Genomic DNA, 19,406 nt, shown 5'->3' on the forward strand with positions numbered 1-19,406 from the left:
TGAACGGGCCCGGCGGTTAGCCGGGCCCGCTTTCATTGGGGCCTTGCCCGCCAGATGCCGCCATTCGCACCGATGATCCAGGCGCTTTCGCCTGAGGGTGAGAAGGCGATCGCATTCGGCGCTTCGACCGGCCAAGCGCTCGCCTGCCAGCGGATCTGGTCGTCCTGCAGCACACCCGTGTCGATGCCATTGGTGCCGACTGTCAACCAGCGGCCCGCGCTCGCGACAACGTCCGAGCGGTAACCACCGGGCGCGGCGAGGGCTGGAGCCCAGCTGTCCCCTTGGTCATGCGACAGCGCGAAATTCCCTATCGTGGCGTCGGGTTGTTGATAGTCACCGCCGCTGATGGCGAGCAGGCCGTCCTCGCTGATCGCGACGCCGAATATGCCTGCACCGCCGCTTCCAGCGGCCATCGGCGTCTCGAGCGCGGTCCAGCTGTCGCCGAAATCGCAACTGCGCAATATCCGGGCGACGGCACCGCCTCCGGTCCCGATATAGGCGCATCCATCGGCGCTCAGAGCGATCGAGGAGTTGGAGGCCGCAAATCCCGCTTCACCTTCCAGCGGAGTGGGCATTGCCGGCAGCGCTGCCCAGCTCATGCCGCCGTCGAGCGTTCGCAGGACCAGGAATGCGCCGTCGACCGGATCGGAAAAGGCCAGGCCGCGCTGGTCATCCCAGAAAGCGAGGCTGTCAAAGAAGGCGGATCCCGTTTCATCCTCCCAGATCAGCTGGAAAGACGCGCCGCCGTCTGCGGTACGCAGGATCCGTCCCGGTTGGCCGGCGGTGACGAAGAGGGCTGTTTCGGCGTCGAAGCCATGCGCCGAGCGCAGGTCGGCGCCTTCGGCGAAGTCGGTTGTCAGAACCTGCCAATGCGCGCCGCCATCGACCGTACGCAGGATTTGCCCGTCCGGGGCACCAATCCAGACGACGTCATCGGACACGACGCTCAAACCTCTCAAGGAGGTAGAAACGCCACTCTCCTGGAGCGTCAAAGACCAGGATGCCGGGGCCGGTGTCCCCTCTGGTGCCGTGCAGGCCGCCAGCACCAGAAAAGAGCCGGCTCCACCGGCAATGCGAGCCGTGTCCGTCATTCGAGGCCGAGCAGGCTGGCGCTGTCGCAATGCCAGCACGTGTCCGCCCCGATCGGGCTGCCCGGCGGGATACGCGTCTCGACCAATTCCGGTGTCTCTCCCGCATCGTGGCGATCCAGCCCGGCTTGAGCCGCCCGGGCCAGCCAGAGCTGGTGTGCCGCTGCGGCGTCGTCACGCCGGCGGGAGGGCTCATTGCGGGCAATGGCCTCAAGCCGCAGCCGCGCCGCGGCTGCCGGGACGGTCGGGTCAGCGGCCATGATTTCCATCAATTGAGCGACATATTCCGTCTGCAGGGCGTGCCGGATCGGGGCCAGTCGGGCCGCCTCATCGCGCGGCGCCTCGAACAGCTGACCCTCAACGGCGTCCAGCAGCCGGGCGAGGTCCATCCGGCTGTTGTCCCGGGCTGCCTGTTCGGCCAGGCGTGATAGCCGGGCCGGGTTGAGCAGGGCCTGCAGCGTGATGCGCCCGGATGCGGCCGCCGCGCCGCTGCGGGAGAAGGCCGGATAGTCATTGGAGCGGAAGAGCTCGCGGGTCGCTGCGGCGTCGTAATCGGCGAAAGCGGCCGGCATCATCAGCGCCAGGATATCGTCTGAAAGATCGAGAGCCTGAGGGTCAAGCGTGGAGAGCAAGGCCGCAAGCGCCCGGTCCTGATCACCGGCGGAGACCGGCTCCATCCGGACCAGGTCAGCGCGGTTGAGGCCGTATCCGAAGGTGACGCCGCCAATGGATTTTGCCGCCGCTTCAACCTGGTAGCGGTGATAGAGATAGATGGGCGAAAGGACCTGGCGCAGCGAGCTGGCCGGTTGGCCATGGGCGAGCACATTCTGCCCGAAACCGGCGAGTGCCCGCTCGCGCACCGCCATCGTCTCGATCAGCATGTCGACCGGATCGGCGCCATTGTCCCACAGATTGGCCAATGGATGCCCGCTGGCATTGCCGCGGGCATGACGGTCAGTGATGTAGAGAAGGCCGTTGGCACCGGCGTCGGTGAGGATGCGGTCGAGCGCGGCGGCTTCGGCCGGACCGTCGCCGAATTCGCCATAGAGCCAGGAAATGGCGGTGCTGTCCCAGGCGCCAATGCCGGTGTCATAGGCCTGGCTGGTATCGATCTCACCATCGCCATCAAGGGTGACCAGCGGGGCAGGATAATCCATCACCGAGGCCCGGTCCGAAATGCTGGCCGCGAAATTGTGTGCAAGACCGATCGTGTGCCCGATCTCATGCGCGGAGAGTTGTCGGATTCGGGCCAGGGCCAGTTCAAGGGGGTCATCAGCGCTGCCACTGCCCGTATTCTCGACCCCGACCAGTCCTTCGAAAATCATCCGGTCCTGGCGCACGCGTTGGGAGCCCAGGATGACATGTCCCTTGAGGATCTCACCTGTACGGGGGTCGACGACGGAGCCGCCATAGGACCAGCCGCGGGTCTGCCGGTGCACCCATTGAATGACATTGTAGCGAACATCGAGCGGGTGAGCGCCCTCGGGCAGAAGTTCGACACGGAAGGCGTCTTCATAGCCGGCGGCCTCGAAAGCGTCAGTCCACCAGTTTCCGCCCTCGATCAGGGCGTCGCGGATCAGGGGTGGTGTGCCGCGATCGAGATAATAGATGATGGGTTCGACAACCGGGCCGGATTGTGCTGACGGATCAACGCGTTCGAGACGATGACGCAGGGCGAGGGAGCGCCGGACGGGATCGGTCAGAGGGGTCGCCATGTCGTAGAAACTGCGCGTGATCGCGCCGGATCGGTCATCCGCCTCGCGCGGTTCATACCCGCCATCCGGCAGGGCAACAAAGGAATGATGGACGGTCAGGGTCACGGAATTCGGGGCTGGGGTCACGGCCCGGACTTCGGATCCCGGACTGGATCCTGTCAGCGTCAAAAGCGTATCAATTTCAACATTTTCCGGGAAAACGAAAGTGCTGTCTGTGATAGGTGCGGACCGATCCTCTGCGATCGAGAAACTGCCCTGCCCGCTAGTGCTCAGCCGGCTGATCGTGCCGACCGGGTCGCGCTTGAGAAAGCCCGACAGATCAATGAGAATCTGCCCGTCTTCCTCCGCGAGTATGGGGGTCGACCAGACGATGGAACGGGCAAAGGAATTGCGGGTGGCCGCCGCTTCTTCCGGACCGGCGCCGTCGGCGCGGTAGCCGGTGTTTTCAAACTCGGCGAAGACCTGGTCGTTCACACGGAAAAAGCGAAGGATTTCAGAGCTTGAGCCCAGGCCGCGATCAATTCCGATCGGGTTGGAACCGAGCCCGGAAGTCATGCGGGCCGTATAGATCATGCGGCCCAGATCATCGCCTTCCCCGGTGCCCAGACGGGCGAGAATGCGGCCGTCGGATGCATCGATGTAAAGCGGGATAAACCCCTCGCGCAGCTCAAGATTTTCTGTCGTCTCCGCCCAGCTGGCGGTGTCCTGGGCGGCCGCGATCGGGGTCAGGGCCGAACAGGCCAGCGCGCAGGCGGCGATCATCGTCAGCATCTTCGTGGTGGTCTTCATGGTGGTCATCTTCCCCTTCTTTGTGGCGACGCTAGACGAGCTTGGCGGGAGTGTCACCCGACCGGCTTGACCAAATTGGATATTGTATCCAATTTGGGAATCATTCGATTTCCACCGCCGGGAGTGACAGGCTGAAAGTGATCGGGCCGGCTGTCAGTCGGACCCGGGCCAGAACAAGGCGGGACAGGGATCAGGGCGCGGCCTAAAGGCCGGCTCCGGGTCGAGAAGGGACACACCATGACCACAGCAAACTGGAGCGGCGTCTTTCCGGCGGCGACAACACAATTCTCCGAGGACTTCTCGGTTGATCTCGATGCGACGGCCGCGGTGGTGGCCGGCCTTGTCGAGGACGGTGTGCATGGCCTCATCGCCATGGGCACGGTCGGCGAGAACAACTCCCTTACGGCCGAGGAAAAGCGTCAGGTTCTCGCCCGGATCGTCGACACGGTCGATGGCCGCATTCCGGTCCTGACCGGGGTGTCCGAACTGACCACTGACCTCGCCCGGAGCTATGCCGTGGACGCAGCCCGCATCGGCGCCGACGGGTTGATGCTGCTCCCCGCCATGGTCTATGTCCCGACCGAGGCCGAGCTGGAAGCGCATATTCGCACCGTCGCCGGCGCCACTTCCCTGCCGGTCATGCTCTACAACAATCCGCCTGCCTATCGCGTTTCGATCTCCCTCGACACGCTGGAACGGCTGGCCGATGTCGAGACTCTGGTGGCGATCAAGGAGAGCGCCCCCGATCCACGGCGGATCACCGATATTCTCAATCGCTGTGGCGATCGCTATCTCGTCTTCGCCGGTCTGGACGATGTGGCGCTGGAGGAGATTCTGCTTGGCGCGGTGGGATGGGTATCCGGCCTGACCAACGCATTCCCGGCCGAGTCGATCGCCCTCTGGGAGGCCGTGGAGAGCGGTGATCTGGAAACCGCCCGCGCCATCTATCGCTGGTTCATGCCGCTGCTTCATCTCGATGCCGAACATGATCTCGTGCAATCGATCAAACTGGCTGAACAGGTAATGGGTCGCGGTTCGGAACGGGTCCGCATGCCGCGCATGCCGCTGACCGGCGACCGCCGGGCGGCGGTGATCGGGATGGTCGAGACCGCGCGCGACACCCGACCGCTCAAACTGCCATCAGTCCTGGCCCACTAGGCCCGGAGCGGAGCGCCCCATGCGCCATGTCTTTCAATGCCTGGACGGTCATGCCTGTGGCAATCCGGTTCGTCTGATCACCGGCCCGCTGCCCTTCCTCAAGGGGGAGGACATGGCCGCCAGGCGCGTGGACTTCATGGCACGCCATGACTGGATCCGCCGCTCGCTCATGTTCGAGCCGCGCGGTCATGACATGATGTCCGGCGCAATGTTCTATCCGCCCTGCTCCGAGGATGCGGACGCCTCGATCCTGTTTATCGAGACGTCCGGCTGTCTGCCCATGTGCGGCCATGGCACGATCGGCGCGCTGACCCTGGCGCTGGAAAATGGCGTTATCACCCCCGCTGACCGGCAATACGTGAAGCTCGACGCTCCGGCCGGGCGGGTCGAGGCCGAGATTGACTGGCAAGGCGACCGCGTCGCCGGCGTGCGGATCCGCAATGTCGCCTCCTACCTCGCCGTCACTGGTCTGCTCCTGGACATTCCTGGCTGGCAGCCCGTCACTGTCGATATCGCCTATGGCGGGAATTATTACGCGATCATCGAGCCCCAGCCCGGCTATGCCGATCTCGACGAGATGAGCGTCGCCGACATCTTGCGCCTCAGCCCACTGGTCCGCGCCGCCGCCAATGAGGCGGTCTCGCTGAGCCATCCGGACGATCCCCGTGTCGGCGGCGTGAGCCATGCCTTGTGGACAGGGCGGCCGCGCGACCCCAAAGCCCAGGCCCGCAACGCCGTCTTCTATGGCGAACGCGCCATCGATCGCTCGCCCTGTGGCACGGGCACCAGTGCCCGCATGGCCCAGCTGGCCGCGCGCGGCGACCTCAAGCCTGGCGACGCCTTCGTCCATGAAAGCATTATCGGCAGTCTGTTCGAGGGCCGCATCGAAGGCACCACCACAGTCGGTGGCCATGCCGCCATCATCCCCAGCATCAAGGGTTGGGCCATCCAGACCGGCATCAACACGATCTGGGTCGATGATCGCGATCCCTATGCGGACGGCTTTTCGGTGGGGTAGGGGCGCTGATGTCTCCTCCCTGGTGAAGGCGGACAAAAAAGCCGCCGCCTCTCCGTCACCGCGTTCTCAAACCGCGCCACATTTTTCCCGGCCGGAGCCCCGCGAAGGCGGGGTTGAGAACCGGGATCGACCTGACTATCCGGCATGGGAGGATTGTCCTTCAGGTCCGGGACGGCGCTGTGCGCCGGCATTCCTGCGCCAGCCGCCCCTAGCCCGCGAACGCCTTTTCCAGCGCCTGCCGCGCTGTTGCGATGTGCTGGACCATGCGGTTGGCACCGGCGATCGGGTCGCGGCTTCTCAGCGCGTCCAACAGGCCATCATGCTCGCTATTGGCGGTTCTGCGGGCATTGGCGCCGAGCGAGAGCTGGAGGCGGACATAGCGATCGATATGCTGATTGAGGGAGCGCACGATGGCCTGGGTGCGCGGGCGGTCTGCCGGGGCGTGCAGGGCAGCGTGGAATTCGCGATTGAGGGCGCCGAGCCTGGCCGTGTCGCCATCAGCCAGGGCCGCGGTTTCGCGGGCCCGGATCGCCTCGACCGCCGCGACATCGCTGGCGCTGGCGCGTTCGATGGCCCGGGCGAAAAGGCCCGGTTCCAGCTGTTGTCGGATGTCGAAGAGTTCGGACATCTCGGCCGCAGACACTTCCGAAACGGTGACACCGCGATTGGGGTGAAAGACGACGAGGCCTTCCACTTCCAGCCGCCGCAGCGCTTCGCGGATCGGCATCCGGGAGATCTTGTAGGCGTCGGCGAGAGCTTCCTGCCGCAGGGCTTCGCCAGGCTTGAACTCATTGCCCAGAATGCGGGCACGAATCCGCGCCGCCAGCTGGTCGACAACCGAAGCCGGAGTGATGGGGTCGGAAAACTGGATGTCGGTGCCGGGCACGCGGCGCTCCGAATCTGACGTGGGACAAGCCGCCAGACTAGGCGGGCCTGCTCTCGCTGTCATGCGGCCCCTGCCATGCGGCCTGTGAACGGGCTCAGTCGAGGACAAGAATATCGACCGGTTCGCCGGCTTGCAGTGCCGGGGCATCGATCGGGCGCGGGATGAGGAGTTCAGCCCTTGCGAGGGCCGAGACGAGCCCGCTTTCCTGCCGGCCGGCCGGGCGAACCCCGCCTGTTTCGGCATCGAAACGACCGCGTATCCAGGTTTCACGCGGACCATTGGCGGCCAGACCGGCAGCCAGTCGGGCCGGCCGCAGCCGGGCTCGGGGCGTCTCGCCCGACAGGGTCTCGACAGCGGGTCTCAGCACCAGCTCCGCGACGACCAGAGCCGAAACGGGATTGCCGGGCAGACCGAGGACAGGCGTGTCAGGCAAGTGTCCGAACCAGGTCGGCTTGCCGGGTTTGAGCGCGATTTTCTCGAAGGCGAGCGAGCCGCCCATCTCGGTGAAAACCTGGCGCAGATGATCATGATCGCCGACCGAGGCACCGCCGATGGTCACCAGGAGATCGAGATCACAGGCCTGCTCCAGCGATGCCCGGACCGCGTCCGGTGTATCGCGGGCAATGCCCAGATCGACCGGCTCGGCACCCCATTGGGTCAGGAGCGCCGCCAGGGCCGGCGCATTGGAATTGATGATCTGTCCCGGGCCCGGCGGGGCGCCGGCCGGGACCAGCTCGTCGCCGGAGGCCAGGACTCCGACGCGTGGTCGTCGGGTGACGCTCAGCCCGGTTGCACCACCGGCTGCAGCCAGGGCCAGGCGGGCCGGTGTCAGCCGGGCGCCAGCATCCAGCAGTGTGTCGCCATCGATGAAGTCCTCGCCCATGGCGCGAACATGCCGCATCGGTTGGGGCGTGTCGTTCAGCGTGATGATGTCATGCTTGCGGACGGTGTTCTCCTGGATGACGACTTGGTCGGCGCCTTCGGGCAGGGCCGCGCCGGTGGATATCCGGACCGTGGTCCCGCCGCGAATGGCCCGGTCGAGGCCGTGACCTGCCGCAGACTCGCCATCCAGGGTCAGATTGACCGGAGTCTCGCCCAGATCACCGGACCGGACGGCATAGCCATCCATGGCCGAGGCGTGAAAGGGCGGTTGGGTGAGCCGGGCTTTCACGGGTTGCCAAAGGACGCGGCCAGCGGCCTCGCCCAGGCCGATGGTTTCAGGTTCACAGGCGGTCAGACCGCTGCGGACGCGGGCTATCGCGTCCGTCAGGGGGATCACGTCGCGCCCTCGCGCTGCCAGTCGCCGGACTTGCCGCCCTGCTTCTGCTCCAACTGGATCGTCGTGATGCGCATGGCCTTGTCGAGTGCCTTGGCCATGTCATAGAGCGTCAGCGCAGCGACCGAACAGGCGGTCAGCGCTTCCATCTCGACGCCGGTCTTGCCGTCGGTACGCACAGTGGCTGTGATTGCAAAAGCGGCCTCGCCTGCGACGGGTTCGATCGTGACCTCTGCCTTGGTGATCGGCAGGGGGTGGCAGAGCGGGATAAGGTCTGATGTCTTCTTTGCGCCCATGATGCCGGCGAGCTCGGCGGTCCGGCAGGCATTCCCTTTCGGCCCCTGGCCGTCGCGGACGGCGACAAAAGCCTCGGTGCTCATCTCGATGCGGGCGCTGGCCGTCGCGGTGCGGCGGGTGACAGTCTTGTCGCCGACATCGACCATGCGAACGCGACCCTCCGCGTCCTGATGGGTCAAATTGCTCATCAGCTTTCTCCGAGGCGCGGCAGGATCTCGACCAGATTGCAGGGCTTGTGCGAGGCGTCGAACTCCTGTCGCAGAATGCCGTTCCAGGCATCCTTGCAAGCGCCCATCGATCCCGGGATGGCGAACACATAAGTGGCCTTGGCGATCCCTGCGAGCGCCCGCGACTGCAGGGTCGAGACGCCGACCGACTGGAAGGAAATCTGATGGAAGACGACCGAGAAACCGTCGATCTCCTTGTCGAGCATCGGCCTGACCGCCTCCGGTGTGACATCGCGACCGGTCAGGCCTGTTCCGCCCGTGGTGATCACGGCATGGATCGCCGGATCATCGAGCCAGGCCTGCAGCTGCGCGCGGATGGTCTCGACCGTGTCGGGCACGATGGCATGGTCGATCACGGCATGGCCGGCATCGCCGATCTGCTCACGCAACCAGGGCCCGGTCTTGTCGCTGGCGGCGTCTCGCGTGTCGGAAATCGTCATAACGGCAAAGCCGAGTTGCCGGTCGGGCATCAGGCATCCTCCTGGGCGATCTGGTCGCGCCAGTATTGCGACGCGGTGGTGTCGCTGTCACGGGCCTCGACCCAGTGGCGACCGCTTGCGGTGTGAGCGCATTTCCAGAACGGCGCTTCGGTCTTCAGGCGATCAATCAGGAAGCTGACCGCTTCCAGGGCGGCGCGGCGGTGGGGTGCGCTGGTGGCGACAAGCACAATGGTGTCGCCAATCTCCATGCGGCCGACTCGATGATGGATGATGGCCTGGCTGAGTGACCAGCGCGCTATGGCCTGCTCGCGCAGGGCGCTCAACGCGGCTTCGGTCACGCCGGGATAGTGTTCGAGTTCCAGCGCGACCAGGTCGCCATCGGCCCGGACCTGGCCGACAAAGCTGGCGACAGCCCCATCATGCGGGCTCTGGCCGGTGAGGGCGGACAGGCATTCGGCGGTGACAATCGGTTCCGCACTGACCTGAATACCCCACAGCATGGCTCAGCCTCCGGTGAAGGGCGGGCAGAAGGCCAGGCGGTCGCCATCTGCCAGTGCGCTGGGGCGGGTGACGATGCGGTCATTGCGGATCAGGCGAATCTCCGGCGCCGCCAACGCCGCCGCGGCGGCATCGGATCGGGTCAGGTGCGCGATCAGGGATTCGCTGTCGGTCACGTCGGCCGGCAGGTCGTGAGCGGTCTCGCCATCGCCAAGGCGGTCGCGCAGGGCGGCCATATAGCGGATGTGAATCTGCATGATGTCAGCCCCCCGTTGTCGCCATGCTGCGTGTCACGGACGGCGCGGCGCCGGGACGAACGTCGAAATCATGGGCTTCCGGCTTCTCGGCCACGGCCTGGTCCAGTGCCGCATGGAGGCCCGCCAGGCCGCGCTCGCGCAGGGCGCTGCGCAGATCGACGGAACCCTCCTGGCCCAGACAGGCATGCAGCTGACCGGTGCAGGTCAGGCGGACGCGATTGCAGCCGGCGCAGAAATTACCGGTCAGCGGCGTGATCAGGCCCAGCTTGCCGCCGGTTTCCTCGACCCGGTGGTAGCGCGCCGGTCCGCCGGTCGTCTCGGCCAGCGGGGTCAGGGTCCAGTCTTGCTCGAGGCGCTCGCGCACCGCGGTCAGTGGCAGGAATTGAATGGCGCGGTCCAGGCCGACATCGCCGATCGGCATGACCTCGATCAGCGTGACATCATGACCCTGGTCATGGGCCCAGGCGATGAGATCCGGCAATTCGTCCTCATTCTCGCCCTTCATGGCGACTGCATTGAGCTTGACCTTGAGACCCGCCCGGCTGGCGGCGGTCAGTCCGGCCAGCGTGTCTCCAAGCTGCCCGCCGCGTGTCAGGCGACGGAAACGGTCCGGATCGAGCGTATCGAGCGAGACATTGATGCGGCGCATGCCGGCGCTGGCCAGGCGGTCGGCAAAGCGGGGCAGCTGGGTGGCATTGGTGGTCAGGGTCAGTTCGTCCAGCCCGTCCGTCTCACCGAGACGCCCGCCGAGGCGTTCGATCAGGGTGACCACATCGCGCCGGACCAGGGGCTCGCCGCCGGTAATACGGATCTTGGAGACGCCGCGATCAACAAAGGCTCCGGCGACCTGCTCGAGCTCTTCCAGACTCAAGAGCTCGGATTTCGGCAGGAAATCCGGCTGCGCCTTCATGCAATAGACACAGCGCAGGTCGCAGCGATCCGTCACGGACAGGCGTAGATAGCGAATCTGGCGACCGAAGCTGTCGATCAGCGGCTGTCTTGTGGCGGCGGGGCTCATGGGGTGAATTTGGGGGGTGTGCTGCTGCTGGGCAAGCCGTTTTGGCGGAGCAGGCTGGTCCGCCACGCGATTGTGACCGGCCGGGAGCCGTCCGCCGGGCTGACGTCCTGCGACTTTCCCGATCGGCGCATGCTGTCCCCAGCTCGGGCGAGTATCAGGCGCAAATCTGCGGCATTCGCGAGCAGGCATGCACCATTCTTGCGCGTTGCCGCTTTGGCTCGCGGGCCAATTGAGCGAAGTATTTGCGGGATTGGCGTTATCGGCGCTATTGTTTGGCAATGACATTCCCTGAAATGCTGTTTCAGGGCATAAAATCCCATTTCGCCGCAGGGTCGCCGACTTGTGCGAGTGCGAAGTGTGTGCTGCATTAGCGAACTTTTGAAACTGAGACGGGGGCGGGATTGCTCAGATTTGTGGACATCGACCAGGCCTATCCGGACAAGCGCTCGGAGAGCGAACGGCGTAAGGATTTCAATGAGATCTATCGCGGTTTCTCGACCGATGCCGCGGCCGACCAGGCTTCGCGCTGTTCGCAATGTGGCGTGCCCTTCTGCCAATCCGGCTGTCCGCTCCAGAACAATATTCCCGACTGGTTGATGCTGGCCGGAGAGGATCGTCTGCGCGAAGCCTATGACGCCTCCGCGGCGACCTCGACCATGCCGGAGATCTGTGGGCGAATCTGTCCGCAGGACCGCCTCTGCGAAGGGTCCTGCGTGGTGGAGAAGTCCAAGCATGGCGCCGTCACCATCGGCGCGGTCGAGCAATACATCACCGATACAGCCTGGAAAGAGGGGTGGGTCGAGCCGCTCAAGCCGGGCCCGGAACGGGGCCAGAGTGTCGCTATCATCGGATCCGGTCCGGCCGGTCTCGCCGCCGCAGAACGACTGCGCGAAGGCGGTTTCGCCGTCACCGTCTATGAACGCGCCGACCGCGCTGGCGGGTTGCTGATGTATGGCATTCCCGGCTTCAAACTGGAAAAACACGTTGTCCAGCGGCGGCTCGACCGGCTCTCCAGGGGCGGGGTTGTGTTCAAGCTCGGCTTCGAGGTCGGCCGGGATGCCAGTCTCGACGACATTCGCGAGCAACATCATGCGGTCCTGCTGGCCACAGGTGTCTATCAGGCCCGCCAACTGACCTGTCCGGGCTCAGGCGATGGTGTGCTGGCAGCGCTCGACTATCTCACCCGCTCCAATCGCGATGATCTGGGCGATCCGGCTGCCAATGACAGTGAACTGGACGCCGGTGGCAAGGATGTGGTCGTGGTCGGAGGCGGCGATACCGCCATGGATTGCGTGCGGACCGCAGTGCGACAGGGCGCCAGGTCGGTGACCTGCCTCTATCGCCGTGACCGCGCCAACATGCCGGGCTCGGCCCGCGAGGTGAAGCATGCCGAGGAGGAGGGCGTCGTCTTTGAATGGCTGTCCGCGCCGCTCGCCGTGCTGACCAGGGGCGAGGCGATCTCCGCCGTTCGCGTCCAGGGCATGCGTCTGGGGGCTCCCGACGCTTCTGGCCGACGCGCTCCGGAGGCTGACCCCGGCAAGACCTGGGATCGTCCGGCTGACATGGTGATCTCTGCGCTCGGCTTCACGCCGGAAGACTTGCCCGTCCTCTTCGATGCGCCGGACCTGTCCGTGCATCGTGACGGTCGTGTCGAGGCGGATCGCGATACCCGCATGGCCAGTCTCGACGGCGTCTTTGTCGCCGGTGACCTGCACCGTGGCGCTTCGCTGGTGGTCTGGGCGATCAAGGACGGGCTCGATGCCGCGCACTCGATTGAGTCCTACCTCGACAATCGCATCCGTGTTCTGGGAGCGGCCGAATGACAGACAAGACCTGGTCCGAAGCCGCCCATCGCCAGGGGCTGAAAACCCTCACCCATGCCGGTCTGATCGACCCGCGTGACGAGCGTGACGCCTGCGGTGTCGGCCTCATCGCGGACATGAAGGGCCGCGCCCGCCGCGATATCGTCGAGCTGGCCATCGACGCGCTCAAGGCGGTCTGGCACCGCGGGGCAGTGGATGCCGATGGCCTGACCGGCGACGGTGCCGGTCTGCGGGTCGGCGTGCCTCAGGATTTCTTCAAGGCGGCAGTGTCGCGCACGGGTCACGAGCCGGAGCGGGGCGATGTGATTGTCGGCATGATCTTCCTGCCGCGGACTGACTTCGCTGCCCGCGAACGGGCGCGCGCCATCATCGAGGCGGAAATCCTGCGCGAGGGTTTCGCCTTCTATGGCTGGCGCCAACCGCCGATCGACACGTCTGTTCTGGGTGACAAGGCCCGGGCGACACTGCCGGAAATCGAGCAGGTCCTGTTCCGCGATCCGCGTGATCGCGACAGCGAAGCCGTCGAACGCGTTCTCTACATCGTGCGCCGCCGCATCGAGCGCCGGGCCCGAGAGGAAAACCTGCGCGATCTCTATGTCTGCTCCCTGTCCTCGCGTGACATCATCTACAAGGGCTTGTTCCGGGCCGAGGATATCGACGCGTTCTATCGCGACCTGCAATCGCCGGATTTCGTCTCGCCTTTTGCGATTTTCCACCAGCGCTACTCCACCAATACCTTCCCGGAATGGCGGCTGGCCCAGCCCTTCCGCATGCTGGCGCACAATGGCGAGATCAATACGATCCGCGGCAATATCAACTGGATGCGCAGTCATGAGGTCCACATTGCGGAGACGGCCTTCGCCGACGCCGAAGCCGATGTGAAACCCGTCATCCAGCAGGGCGCTTCTGACAGTGCGGCGCTTGATCAGACCTTTGAAATCCTGGTGCGGGCCGGGCGGTCGGCACCAATGACCAAGACACTCCTCATACCGGAAGCCTGGTCCAAGCGGGCCGATGTCATGCCCGAGGGCTGGAGCCGGATGTATGAGTATTGCAATGCCGTGATGGAGCCCTGGGACGGGCCGGCGGCAATTGCCGCCTTTGACGGACGCTGGGCGATCGCCGGTCTGGATCGCAATGGCCTGCGCCCGATGCGCTATGCGCTGACCAATGATGATGTGTTTGTCGCCGGCTCGGAAACCGGGATGGCACCGGTTGATCCGGTCACCGTCACCGAGCGTGGTTCGATCACGCCGGGTCGCCTTATCGCGCTGGATATCGTCGAGGGAAAATTCTATCGCGAACAGGACATTCTCAACGAGCTGTCCGAGCAACATCCCTATACGCGCTGGTTGGGCGAGATGGAGGATCTGGAGACGGTCGTTGGTCCGGGCGCGGAAGACCAGGTCTTCTCCGATGCCGACCGAACGCGGCGTCAGGCGGCGTCCGGTTTTACCTTCGAGAATATCGAGCTGGTCATCAAGGCCATGGCCGAGGATGGCAAGGAGGCCGTCGGCTCGATGGGGGATGACGCGCCGCTGGCCGTGCTTTCGGAAAACTACCGTCCGCTCTCCCATTTCTTCCGCCAGAATTTCTCCCAGGTCACCAATCCGCCAATCGACCCGCTGCGCGAAGGCCGGGTGATGGGGCTGAAGACCCGTTTCCGCAATCTCGGCAATATCCTCGGTCAGGGCGAAGCGCGCGCCAGCGTGCTCGTGCTCGACAGTCCGGTTCTGTCCAATGGCAGTTATGAGCGCTGGCGCGGCCATATGGGCGGCGCGGTCAAGGAGGTCGATTGCCTCCTGCCAATCCGGGACGCCTCGGGCGACGGCCAGACCCTGCGCCAGGCCATCGATGACGTCATCACACAGTGTGTCGCAGCTGTGCGGGATGGCGCCGCCCATCTCGTCCTTACCGATCATCGTCAGGACAGCGAGCATGCGGCCCTGCCGATGATCCTGGTGGCCGGGGCCGTCCATTCAACCCTGACCCGCGAGGGTCTGCGCAATTTCTGTTCGCTCAATGTGCGCGCGGGCGAGTGTTTCGACGCTCACTACGCCGCCGTTCTGATCGGGCTCGGTGCGACGACGGTGAACCCGTATCTTGCCTTCGACACGGTCACGGCCGGTCGCGAGAAAGCCGGGGGCGAGAACTGGGCCCGTGCCCAGGCGGCGCGCCTGAAAAATGCGCTCGACGGTGGCCTGCTGAAAATCCTCTCCAAAATGGGAATTTCAATCATTTCCTCGTATCGGGGCGGCTGCAATTTCGAAGTGCTCGGCCTCTCTCGCGCGCTTGTTGAAGCCTATCTGCCCGGCGTGGTCAGCCGGATATCCGGCATCGGCCTGCCGGGGCTGGAAGCCCGCACGCTCGATCTTCATCGCAAAGCCTGGAATGGCGAGGCGCGCCTGCCGATCGGCGGCTTCTACCGCCAGCGCTCCAGTGGTGATCGCCACGCCCTGAACGCGCCGGTGATCACCGCATTGCAAGGCGCGGTCCGTGATAATGACCCGGTCGCCTGGAAGTCCTACCGCGAAGCCGTAAAAGCCCAGGGTCCCATCCATTTGCGTGACCTCATCGACATGCGTCCGCTCGGGCCGTCAGTCGGTCTGGACCGGGTCGAGTCAATCAATGGCATCCGCCGTCGCTTTGTGACGCCGGGCATGTCACTCGGCGCGCTGTCGCCAGAGGCGCACGGTGCGCTCAATGTCGCCATGAACCGGATCGGCGCGAAATCCGTGTCGGGTGAGGGCGGGGAGGACCCGGTCCGCTACAGGCCGATGCCGAATGGCGACAACATGAATTCGGCGGTCAAGCAGATCGCCTCGGGACGCTTTGGCGTCACGGCGGAATATCTCGGCCAGTGCCGCGAGATGGAGATCAAGGTCGCCCAGGGCGCCAAGCCCGGCGAGGGCGGGCAATTGCCCGGTTTCAAGGTCACCGACTTCATCGCCCGCATGCGTCTGGCGACTCCGGGCGTCAGCCTGATTTCACCACCGCCACATCATGATATCTACTCGATCGAGGATCTGGCCCAGCTCATCTATGACCTCAAGCAAATCAATCCGACGGCCCGGGTCGGGGTGAAACTGGTCGCGGCCGCCGGTGTCGGTGCCGTGGCGGCCGGCGTGGCCAAGGCCAATGCTGATATCATCAATATTTCCGGTTCGGTCGGCGGGACCGGGGCTGCGGCGTTGTCCTCGATCAAATTCGCCGGTGGACCGCTCGAGCTCGGCCTCGCGGAAGCGCATCAGATGCTGTCTCTCAACGGGCTGCGCGAACGTGTGACCCTGCGCGCTGATGGCGGTATCCGGACCGGTCGCGATATCGTCGTTGCCGCCATGCTGGGGGCCGAGGAATTCGGCGTCGGCACCGCCTCGCTGATTGCGCTGGGCTGCCTCATGGTGCGCCAGTGTCATTCCAATACCTGCCCGGTCGGGGTCTGCACCCAGGACGATGATCTGCGTGCCCGTTTCGGTGGCGCGCCCGACCATGTTGTCAATCTGATGACCTTCCTGGCCCAGGATGTCCGTGAGATCCTCGCTGGCCTTGGCGCCACCTCGCTGGAAGATGTGATCGGGCGGGCTGATTTGCTCGACCAGGTCTCGCGCGGCTCGGAATCGCTCGACGATCTCGACCTCTCCGCGATCATGTCGCGGGCCGATGCGGTGGAGCGGCCGGCCCGCTCGACCCGCATGTTGCGCAATGATGTGGCGCCCGCCCTCGACGAGCAGATCATCACCGATGCGGCGCCCGCTTTCGATCGCGGCGAGAAGATGCAGCTGGATTATGGCGTCAAGAATACCGATCGCGCTGTCGGGACACGGACCTCGGCCGAGATCGTCCGCCGCTTCGGTCCGGACGGGCTGGGGGCTGACCATCTCACCCTGCGCCTGCGCGGTTCTGCCGGCCAGTCGCTGGGGGCCTTCTCGGCCAAGGGCCTGCGTATCGAGCTCGATGGCGATGCCAATGACTATGTCGGCAAGGGCCTGTCTGGCGCTTCCATCATTGTCCGCCCCTATGGTGGCGCGACCGAGGCCAATGAGGCACACGCGATTATCGGGAATACCTGCCTCTATGGCGCGACCGCTGGCCGCCTTCTGGCGGCCGGCCGTGCCGGGCAGCGTTTCGGGGTGCGCAATTCCGGCGCTGACGCGGTGATCGAGGGCTGCGGCACCAATGGCTGTGAATACATGACGGGGGGGACGGCGGTGATCCTGGGGCCGGTTGGCGATAATTTCGCGGCCGGTATGACGGGCGGCGATGTCTTCATCCATGACCCGAGCCGGCGCCTCGACGCCCGCCTGAACCGCGAAACCGTTCTGGCTTTCGAGTTGGAAGGCGAGGCCGAGCGACGTTGCCTGGCCATGATCGAAGCCCATGCGAAAGAGACCGGATCGCGCGTGGCGGCCCGTCTTCTGGCCGCCTGGTCGACGGAGCGGGAGCATTTTGTGCACTTGCGTGGCGAGGAAGTAGTCAAGCGTGAACGGGCAGCCCTCGCAGCGGCCAATGACAGCCAGACGGCCTGATTGGTCCAGTTTTCGCACCTCAAGAATTGATATTGCGGCGCAACACAGGCATTGGTCGCGCCAGAGATCGGGCGTAAGACATCGCCCGGACCAGTCGCAAGGAGCATGTGATGCGGATCGACAAAATCTCCGCGGGCGAAAATCCGCCTGAAGACATCAATGTCATCATCGAAGTCCCGGTCGGCGGCCAGCCGGTCAAGTACGAGATGGACAAGGATGCGGGCACGCTCTTTGTGGACCGTTACCTGCACACGCCGATGAGCTATCCGTGCAATTACGGCTTCATGCCGCACACCCTGTCGGAAGACGGTGACCCGATCGATGTGATGATTGTTGGCCACACCACGCTGGTGCCCGGCTGCGTCGTGCGCGCCCGTCCGATCGGCGTGCTGCTGATGGAAGACGAGAGCGGCATGGACGAGAAAATCCTGGCTGTTCCGCATCCCAAATTGTCGCCGCTTTATGGCAAGGTCAACGAGCCGGACGACATCCCGGAACCGCAACTGATGCGCATCAAGCACTTCTTCGAGCACTACAAGGATCTCGAGCCCAACAAGTGGGTCAAGGTGATTGGCTGGGGCGATGCGGCCAAGGCGCGCGAGCTGATCGTCGAATCGATCGAGCGTGAGAAGGGCTAGACCCGCTTGCTTCGCTGACATGAAGAAGCCCCGGACTGGCTGGTCCGGGGCTTTTCTGTGCGCCGGCGCGCCTATCCCATCCGCTTGCCGAAATCCTTCAGGATTTCACGGGCGGCATTATGGCCGGGCGCACCGGTGACTCCGCCGCCGGGATGGGTGCCGGAGCCACATTGATACAAGCCCTTGATCGGACTGCGATGGTCGGCATGACCGAGCACCGGGCGTGCCGAGAAGAGCTGGTCCAGGCTCAGGGCACCGTGGAAGATGTCACCACCGACCAGACCGAATGTGCGTTCCAGATCCTTCGGCGTCAGGGCCTGGTATCCCAGCACGCTATCCTTGAAGCCGGGCGCCCAGCGCTCGACCGTGTCGAGCATGACCCGGGCGACGTCGTCACGATGATCATCCCAGTCGCGCCCGCCCGACAGCTCCGGCGAGACGTGTTGACAGAACAGGCTGGCGACATGTTGGCCATGCGGTGCCAGGGTCGGGTCCAGCGTTGAGGGGATCAGCATCTCGATGATGGGGGCCGTCGACCAACCATCGCGGCGGGCGTCGACATAGGCCTGTTCCATATAGGCGAGGGACGGCGCCATGATGATGCCGGCGGTGAGATGATCGCCCTCGCCCGGCAGGGCTGTGAAGCTCGGCAGCCGGTCCAGCGCGACATTCATCCGGAATGTGCCCGACCCGCAGCGATAATGGCGGATGCGCTCGCTGAAATCATCGGGCAGGGCCGCCGGGTCGATCAGTGATCCGAAGAGGAGTTTGGGGTTCAGGTTGGAGACGACCGCCCGGGCGCTGAGCGTCTCGCCGCTTGCCAGTCTGACCGCGCCCGAGCGTCCGGCGTCATCGACCAGGACATCGTCGACCGCGCATCCGGTGCGGATCTCGACGCCGCGGGCCTCGCAGCAGCGCGCCATGGCCTGGGTAATGGCGCCCATGCCACCGATGGCATGACCCCAGGCGCCCTTCTTGCCATTTACCTCGCCGAACAGATGGTGCAGCAGGACATAGGCACTGCCCGGGGTGTAGGGGCTGGCGAAATTGCCGACAATGCTGTCGAAACCGAACAGCGCCTTGATGGCGTCGCTCTCGAACCAGCCATCCAGCCAGTCACCGGCCGATTTGGAGAAGAGGTCCAACAGGTCACGGCGCGCCGTCATCGACATATTGCCCAGTTTTCCACCCAGATTGGCGGCCTTAAGCAATTCCGGAATGGCGCCCAGGAAACTCCCCTCCGAGAGGTTGGGCGGGGTCTCCAGGACCAGCGCGCGCAGCGTGTCGGCGACGACTTCAAGGCGTGCTTCATACTCCCCCAGCCGTTCGGCATCGCGGGGCGAGAACTTGGCGAGATGCTCGCGGGTCAGTGCGTCACCGGCCAGCAGATAACGATCGTCTTCCAGCGGCAGGAAATTGCCGATCCGGCGTTCGACGATCTCAAGGCCATGCCCGTGCAGATCGAGATCGGCGATCACTTTCGGGTTGAGCAGCGAGACCGTGTAGCTGGCGACGGAATTGCGGAAACCGGGATGGAATTCTTCGGTGACCGCGGCGCCGCCGACCGTGTCGCGGCGTTCCAGCACGGTCACTTTCAGCCCGGCCTTGGCCAGATAGGCGGCACAGACCAGACCATTATGGCCGCCACCGACGATGATGATGTCACGGTCGGGACGGGCGCCGCCGGCAGGGGTGTGGGCGGTTTTCTTGAGGGCGTTCATGGCGCAGGAGATTGGCCGCGAACCGGAAAAA

The 19,406-nt window shown here is 64.9% G+C and carries 15 protein-coding genes; 5 read left to right on the top strand and 10 right to left on the bottom strand.

What is annotated here, in order from left to right; all coding sequences use genetic code 11:
- Window positions 1–32: 32 nt before the first annotated feature.
- Both JXQ94_RS11385 and JXQ94_RS11390 read right to left on the bottom strand, forming a co-directional pair.
- Complete coding sequence (locus JXQ94_RS11385; protein ID WP_421923911.1) at window positions 33–1,091, bottom strand: oxidoreductase; 1,059 nt, start codon at window positions 1,089–1,091, stop codon at window positions 33–35.
- Window positions 1,088–3,601, bottom strand: a complete 2,514-nt coding sequence (locus JXQ94_RS11390) for a zinc-dependent metalloprotease (protein WP_421923912.1) — start codon at window positions 3,599–3,601, stop codon at window positions 1,088–1,090. The genes JXQ94_RS11385 and JXQ94_RS11390 overlap by 4 nt, the downstream gene beginning before the upstream one ends.
- A gap of 228 nt (window positions 3,602–3,829) precedes the next feature.
- On the opposite strand from JXQ94_RS11390, the gene JXQ94_RS11395 reads away from it, so the two are divergent.
- The gene (locus tag JXQ94_RS11395; RefSeq protein ID WP_421923913.1) at window positions 3,830–4,750 is read left to right on the top strand and encodes a dihydrodipicolinate synthase family protein; all 921 of its coding nucleotides are present in this window, start codon (window positions 3,830–3,832) and stop codon (window positions 4,748–4,750) included.
- A 19-nt stretch (window positions 4,751–4,769) separates the two neighbouring features.
- Window positions 4,770–5,768, top strand: a complete 999-nt coding sequence (locus tag JXQ94_RS11400; protein ID WP_421923914.1) for a 4-hydroxyproline epimerase — start codon at window positions 4,770–4,772, stop codon at window positions 5,766–5,768.
- A 208-nt stretch (window positions 5,769–5,976) separates the two neighbouring features.
- Here JXQ94_RS11400 and JXQ94_RS11405 read toward each other — a convergent pair whose 3' ends face one another.
- From JXQ94_RS11405 to moaA, 7 genes are all read right to left on the bottom strand, one after another.
- Complete coding sequence (locus JXQ94_RS11405) at window positions 5,977–6,654, bottom strand: GntR family transcriptional regulator (RefSeq protein WP_421923915.1); 678 nt, start codon at window positions 6,652–6,654, stop codon at window positions 5,977–5,979.
- A gap of 94 nt (window positions 6,655–6,748) precedes the next feature.
- Entirely contained in the window at window positions 6,749–7,933 is a 1,185-nt protein-coding gene (gene glp / locus JXQ94_RS11410) for a gephyrin-like molybdotransferase Glp (RefSeq protein ID WP_421923916.1), read from the bottom strand.
- A complete protein-coding gene (moaC, locus tag JXQ94_RS11415) occupies window positions 7,930–8,415 on the bottom strand; it encodes a cyclic pyranopterin monophosphate synthase MoaC (RefSeq protein WP_421923917.1) in 486 nt (161 codons plus the stop codon). The genes glp and moaC overlap by 4 nt, the downstream gene beginning before the upstream one ends.
- On the bottom strand, window positions 8,415–8,924 hold the full coding sequence (gene moaB, locus JXQ94_RS11420) for a molybdenum cofactor biosynthesis protein B (RefSeq protein WP_421923918.1): 510 nt from the start codon (window positions 8,922–8,924) through the stop codon (window positions 8,415–8,417). The genes moaC and moaB overlap by 1 nt, the downstream gene beginning before the upstream one ends.
- The gene (locus JXQ94_RS11425) at window positions 8,924–9,394 is read right to left on the bottom strand and encodes a molybdenum cofactor biosynthesis protein MoaE (RefSeq protein ID WP_421923919.1); all 471 of its coding nucleotides are present in this window, start codon (window positions 9,392–9,394) and stop codon (window positions 8,924–8,926) included. Before JXQ94_RS11425 ends, moaB begins: the two co-directional genes overlap by 1 nt.
- A 3-nt stretch (window positions 9,395–9,397) precedes the next feature.
- Window positions 9,398–9,649 carry a MoaD/ThiS family protein gene (locus JXQ94_RS11430; RefSeq protein ID WP_421923920.1) on the bottom strand — a complete coding sequence of 84 codons (252 nt, stop codon included), beginning with the start codon at window positions 9,647–9,649 and terminating at the stop codon, window positions 9,398–9,400.
- A 4-nt stretch (window positions 9,650–9,653) separates the two neighbouring features.
- The gene (moaA, locus tag JXQ94_RS11435; protein WP_421923921.1) at window positions 9,654–10,667 is read right to left on the bottom strand and encodes a GTP 3',8-cyclase MoaA; all 1,014 of its coding nucleotides are present in this window, start codon (window positions 10,665–10,667) and stop codon (window positions 9,654–9,656) included.
- A 413-nt stretch (window positions 10,668–11,080) separates the two neighbouring features.
- Here moaA and JXQ94_RS11440 point away from each other — a divergent pair, with 413 nt between their 5' ends.
- From JXQ94_RS11440 to ppa, 3 genes are all read left to right on the top strand, one after another.
- Entirely contained in the window at window positions 11,081–12,490 is a 1,410-nt protein-coding gene (locus JXQ94_RS11440) for an NAD(P)-dependent oxidoreductase (RefSeq protein ID WP_421923922.1), read from the top strand.
- Window positions 12,487–17,016, top strand: a complete 4,530-nt coding sequence (gltB, locus tag JXQ94_RS11445; protein WP_421923923.1) for a glutamate synthase large subunit — start codon at window positions 12,487–12,489, stop codon at window positions 17,014–17,016. The genes JXQ94_RS11440 and gltB overlap by 4 nt, the downstream gene beginning before the upstream one ends.
- A gap of 110 nt (window positions 17,017–17,126) precedes the next feature.
- Complete coding sequence (ppa, locus tag JXQ94_RS11450; RefSeq protein ID WP_421923924.1) at window positions 17,127–17,654, top strand: inorganic diphosphatase; 528 nt, start codon at window positions 17,127–17,129, stop codon at window positions 17,652–17,654.
- 71 nt (window positions 17,655–17,725) lie between these two features.
- On the opposite strand, the gene JXQ94_RS11455 is transcribed toward ppa, so the two are convergent.
- Window positions 17,726–19,375 (bottom strand): phytoene desaturase family protein, encoded by a 1,650-nt coding sequence (locus tag JXQ94_RS11455; RefSeq protein ID WP_421923925.1) that lies wholly within the window; start codon window positions 19,373–19,375, stop codon window positions 17,726–17,728.
- Window positions 19,376–19,406 lie beyond the last annotated feature (31 nt).

This window comes from Maricaulis maris, assembly GCF_049116555.1.
In the GTDB taxonomy this organism is placed as follows: domain Bacteria; phylum Pseudomonadota; class Alphaproteobacteria; order Caulobacterales; family Maricaulaceae; genus Maricaulis; species Maricaulis maris_C.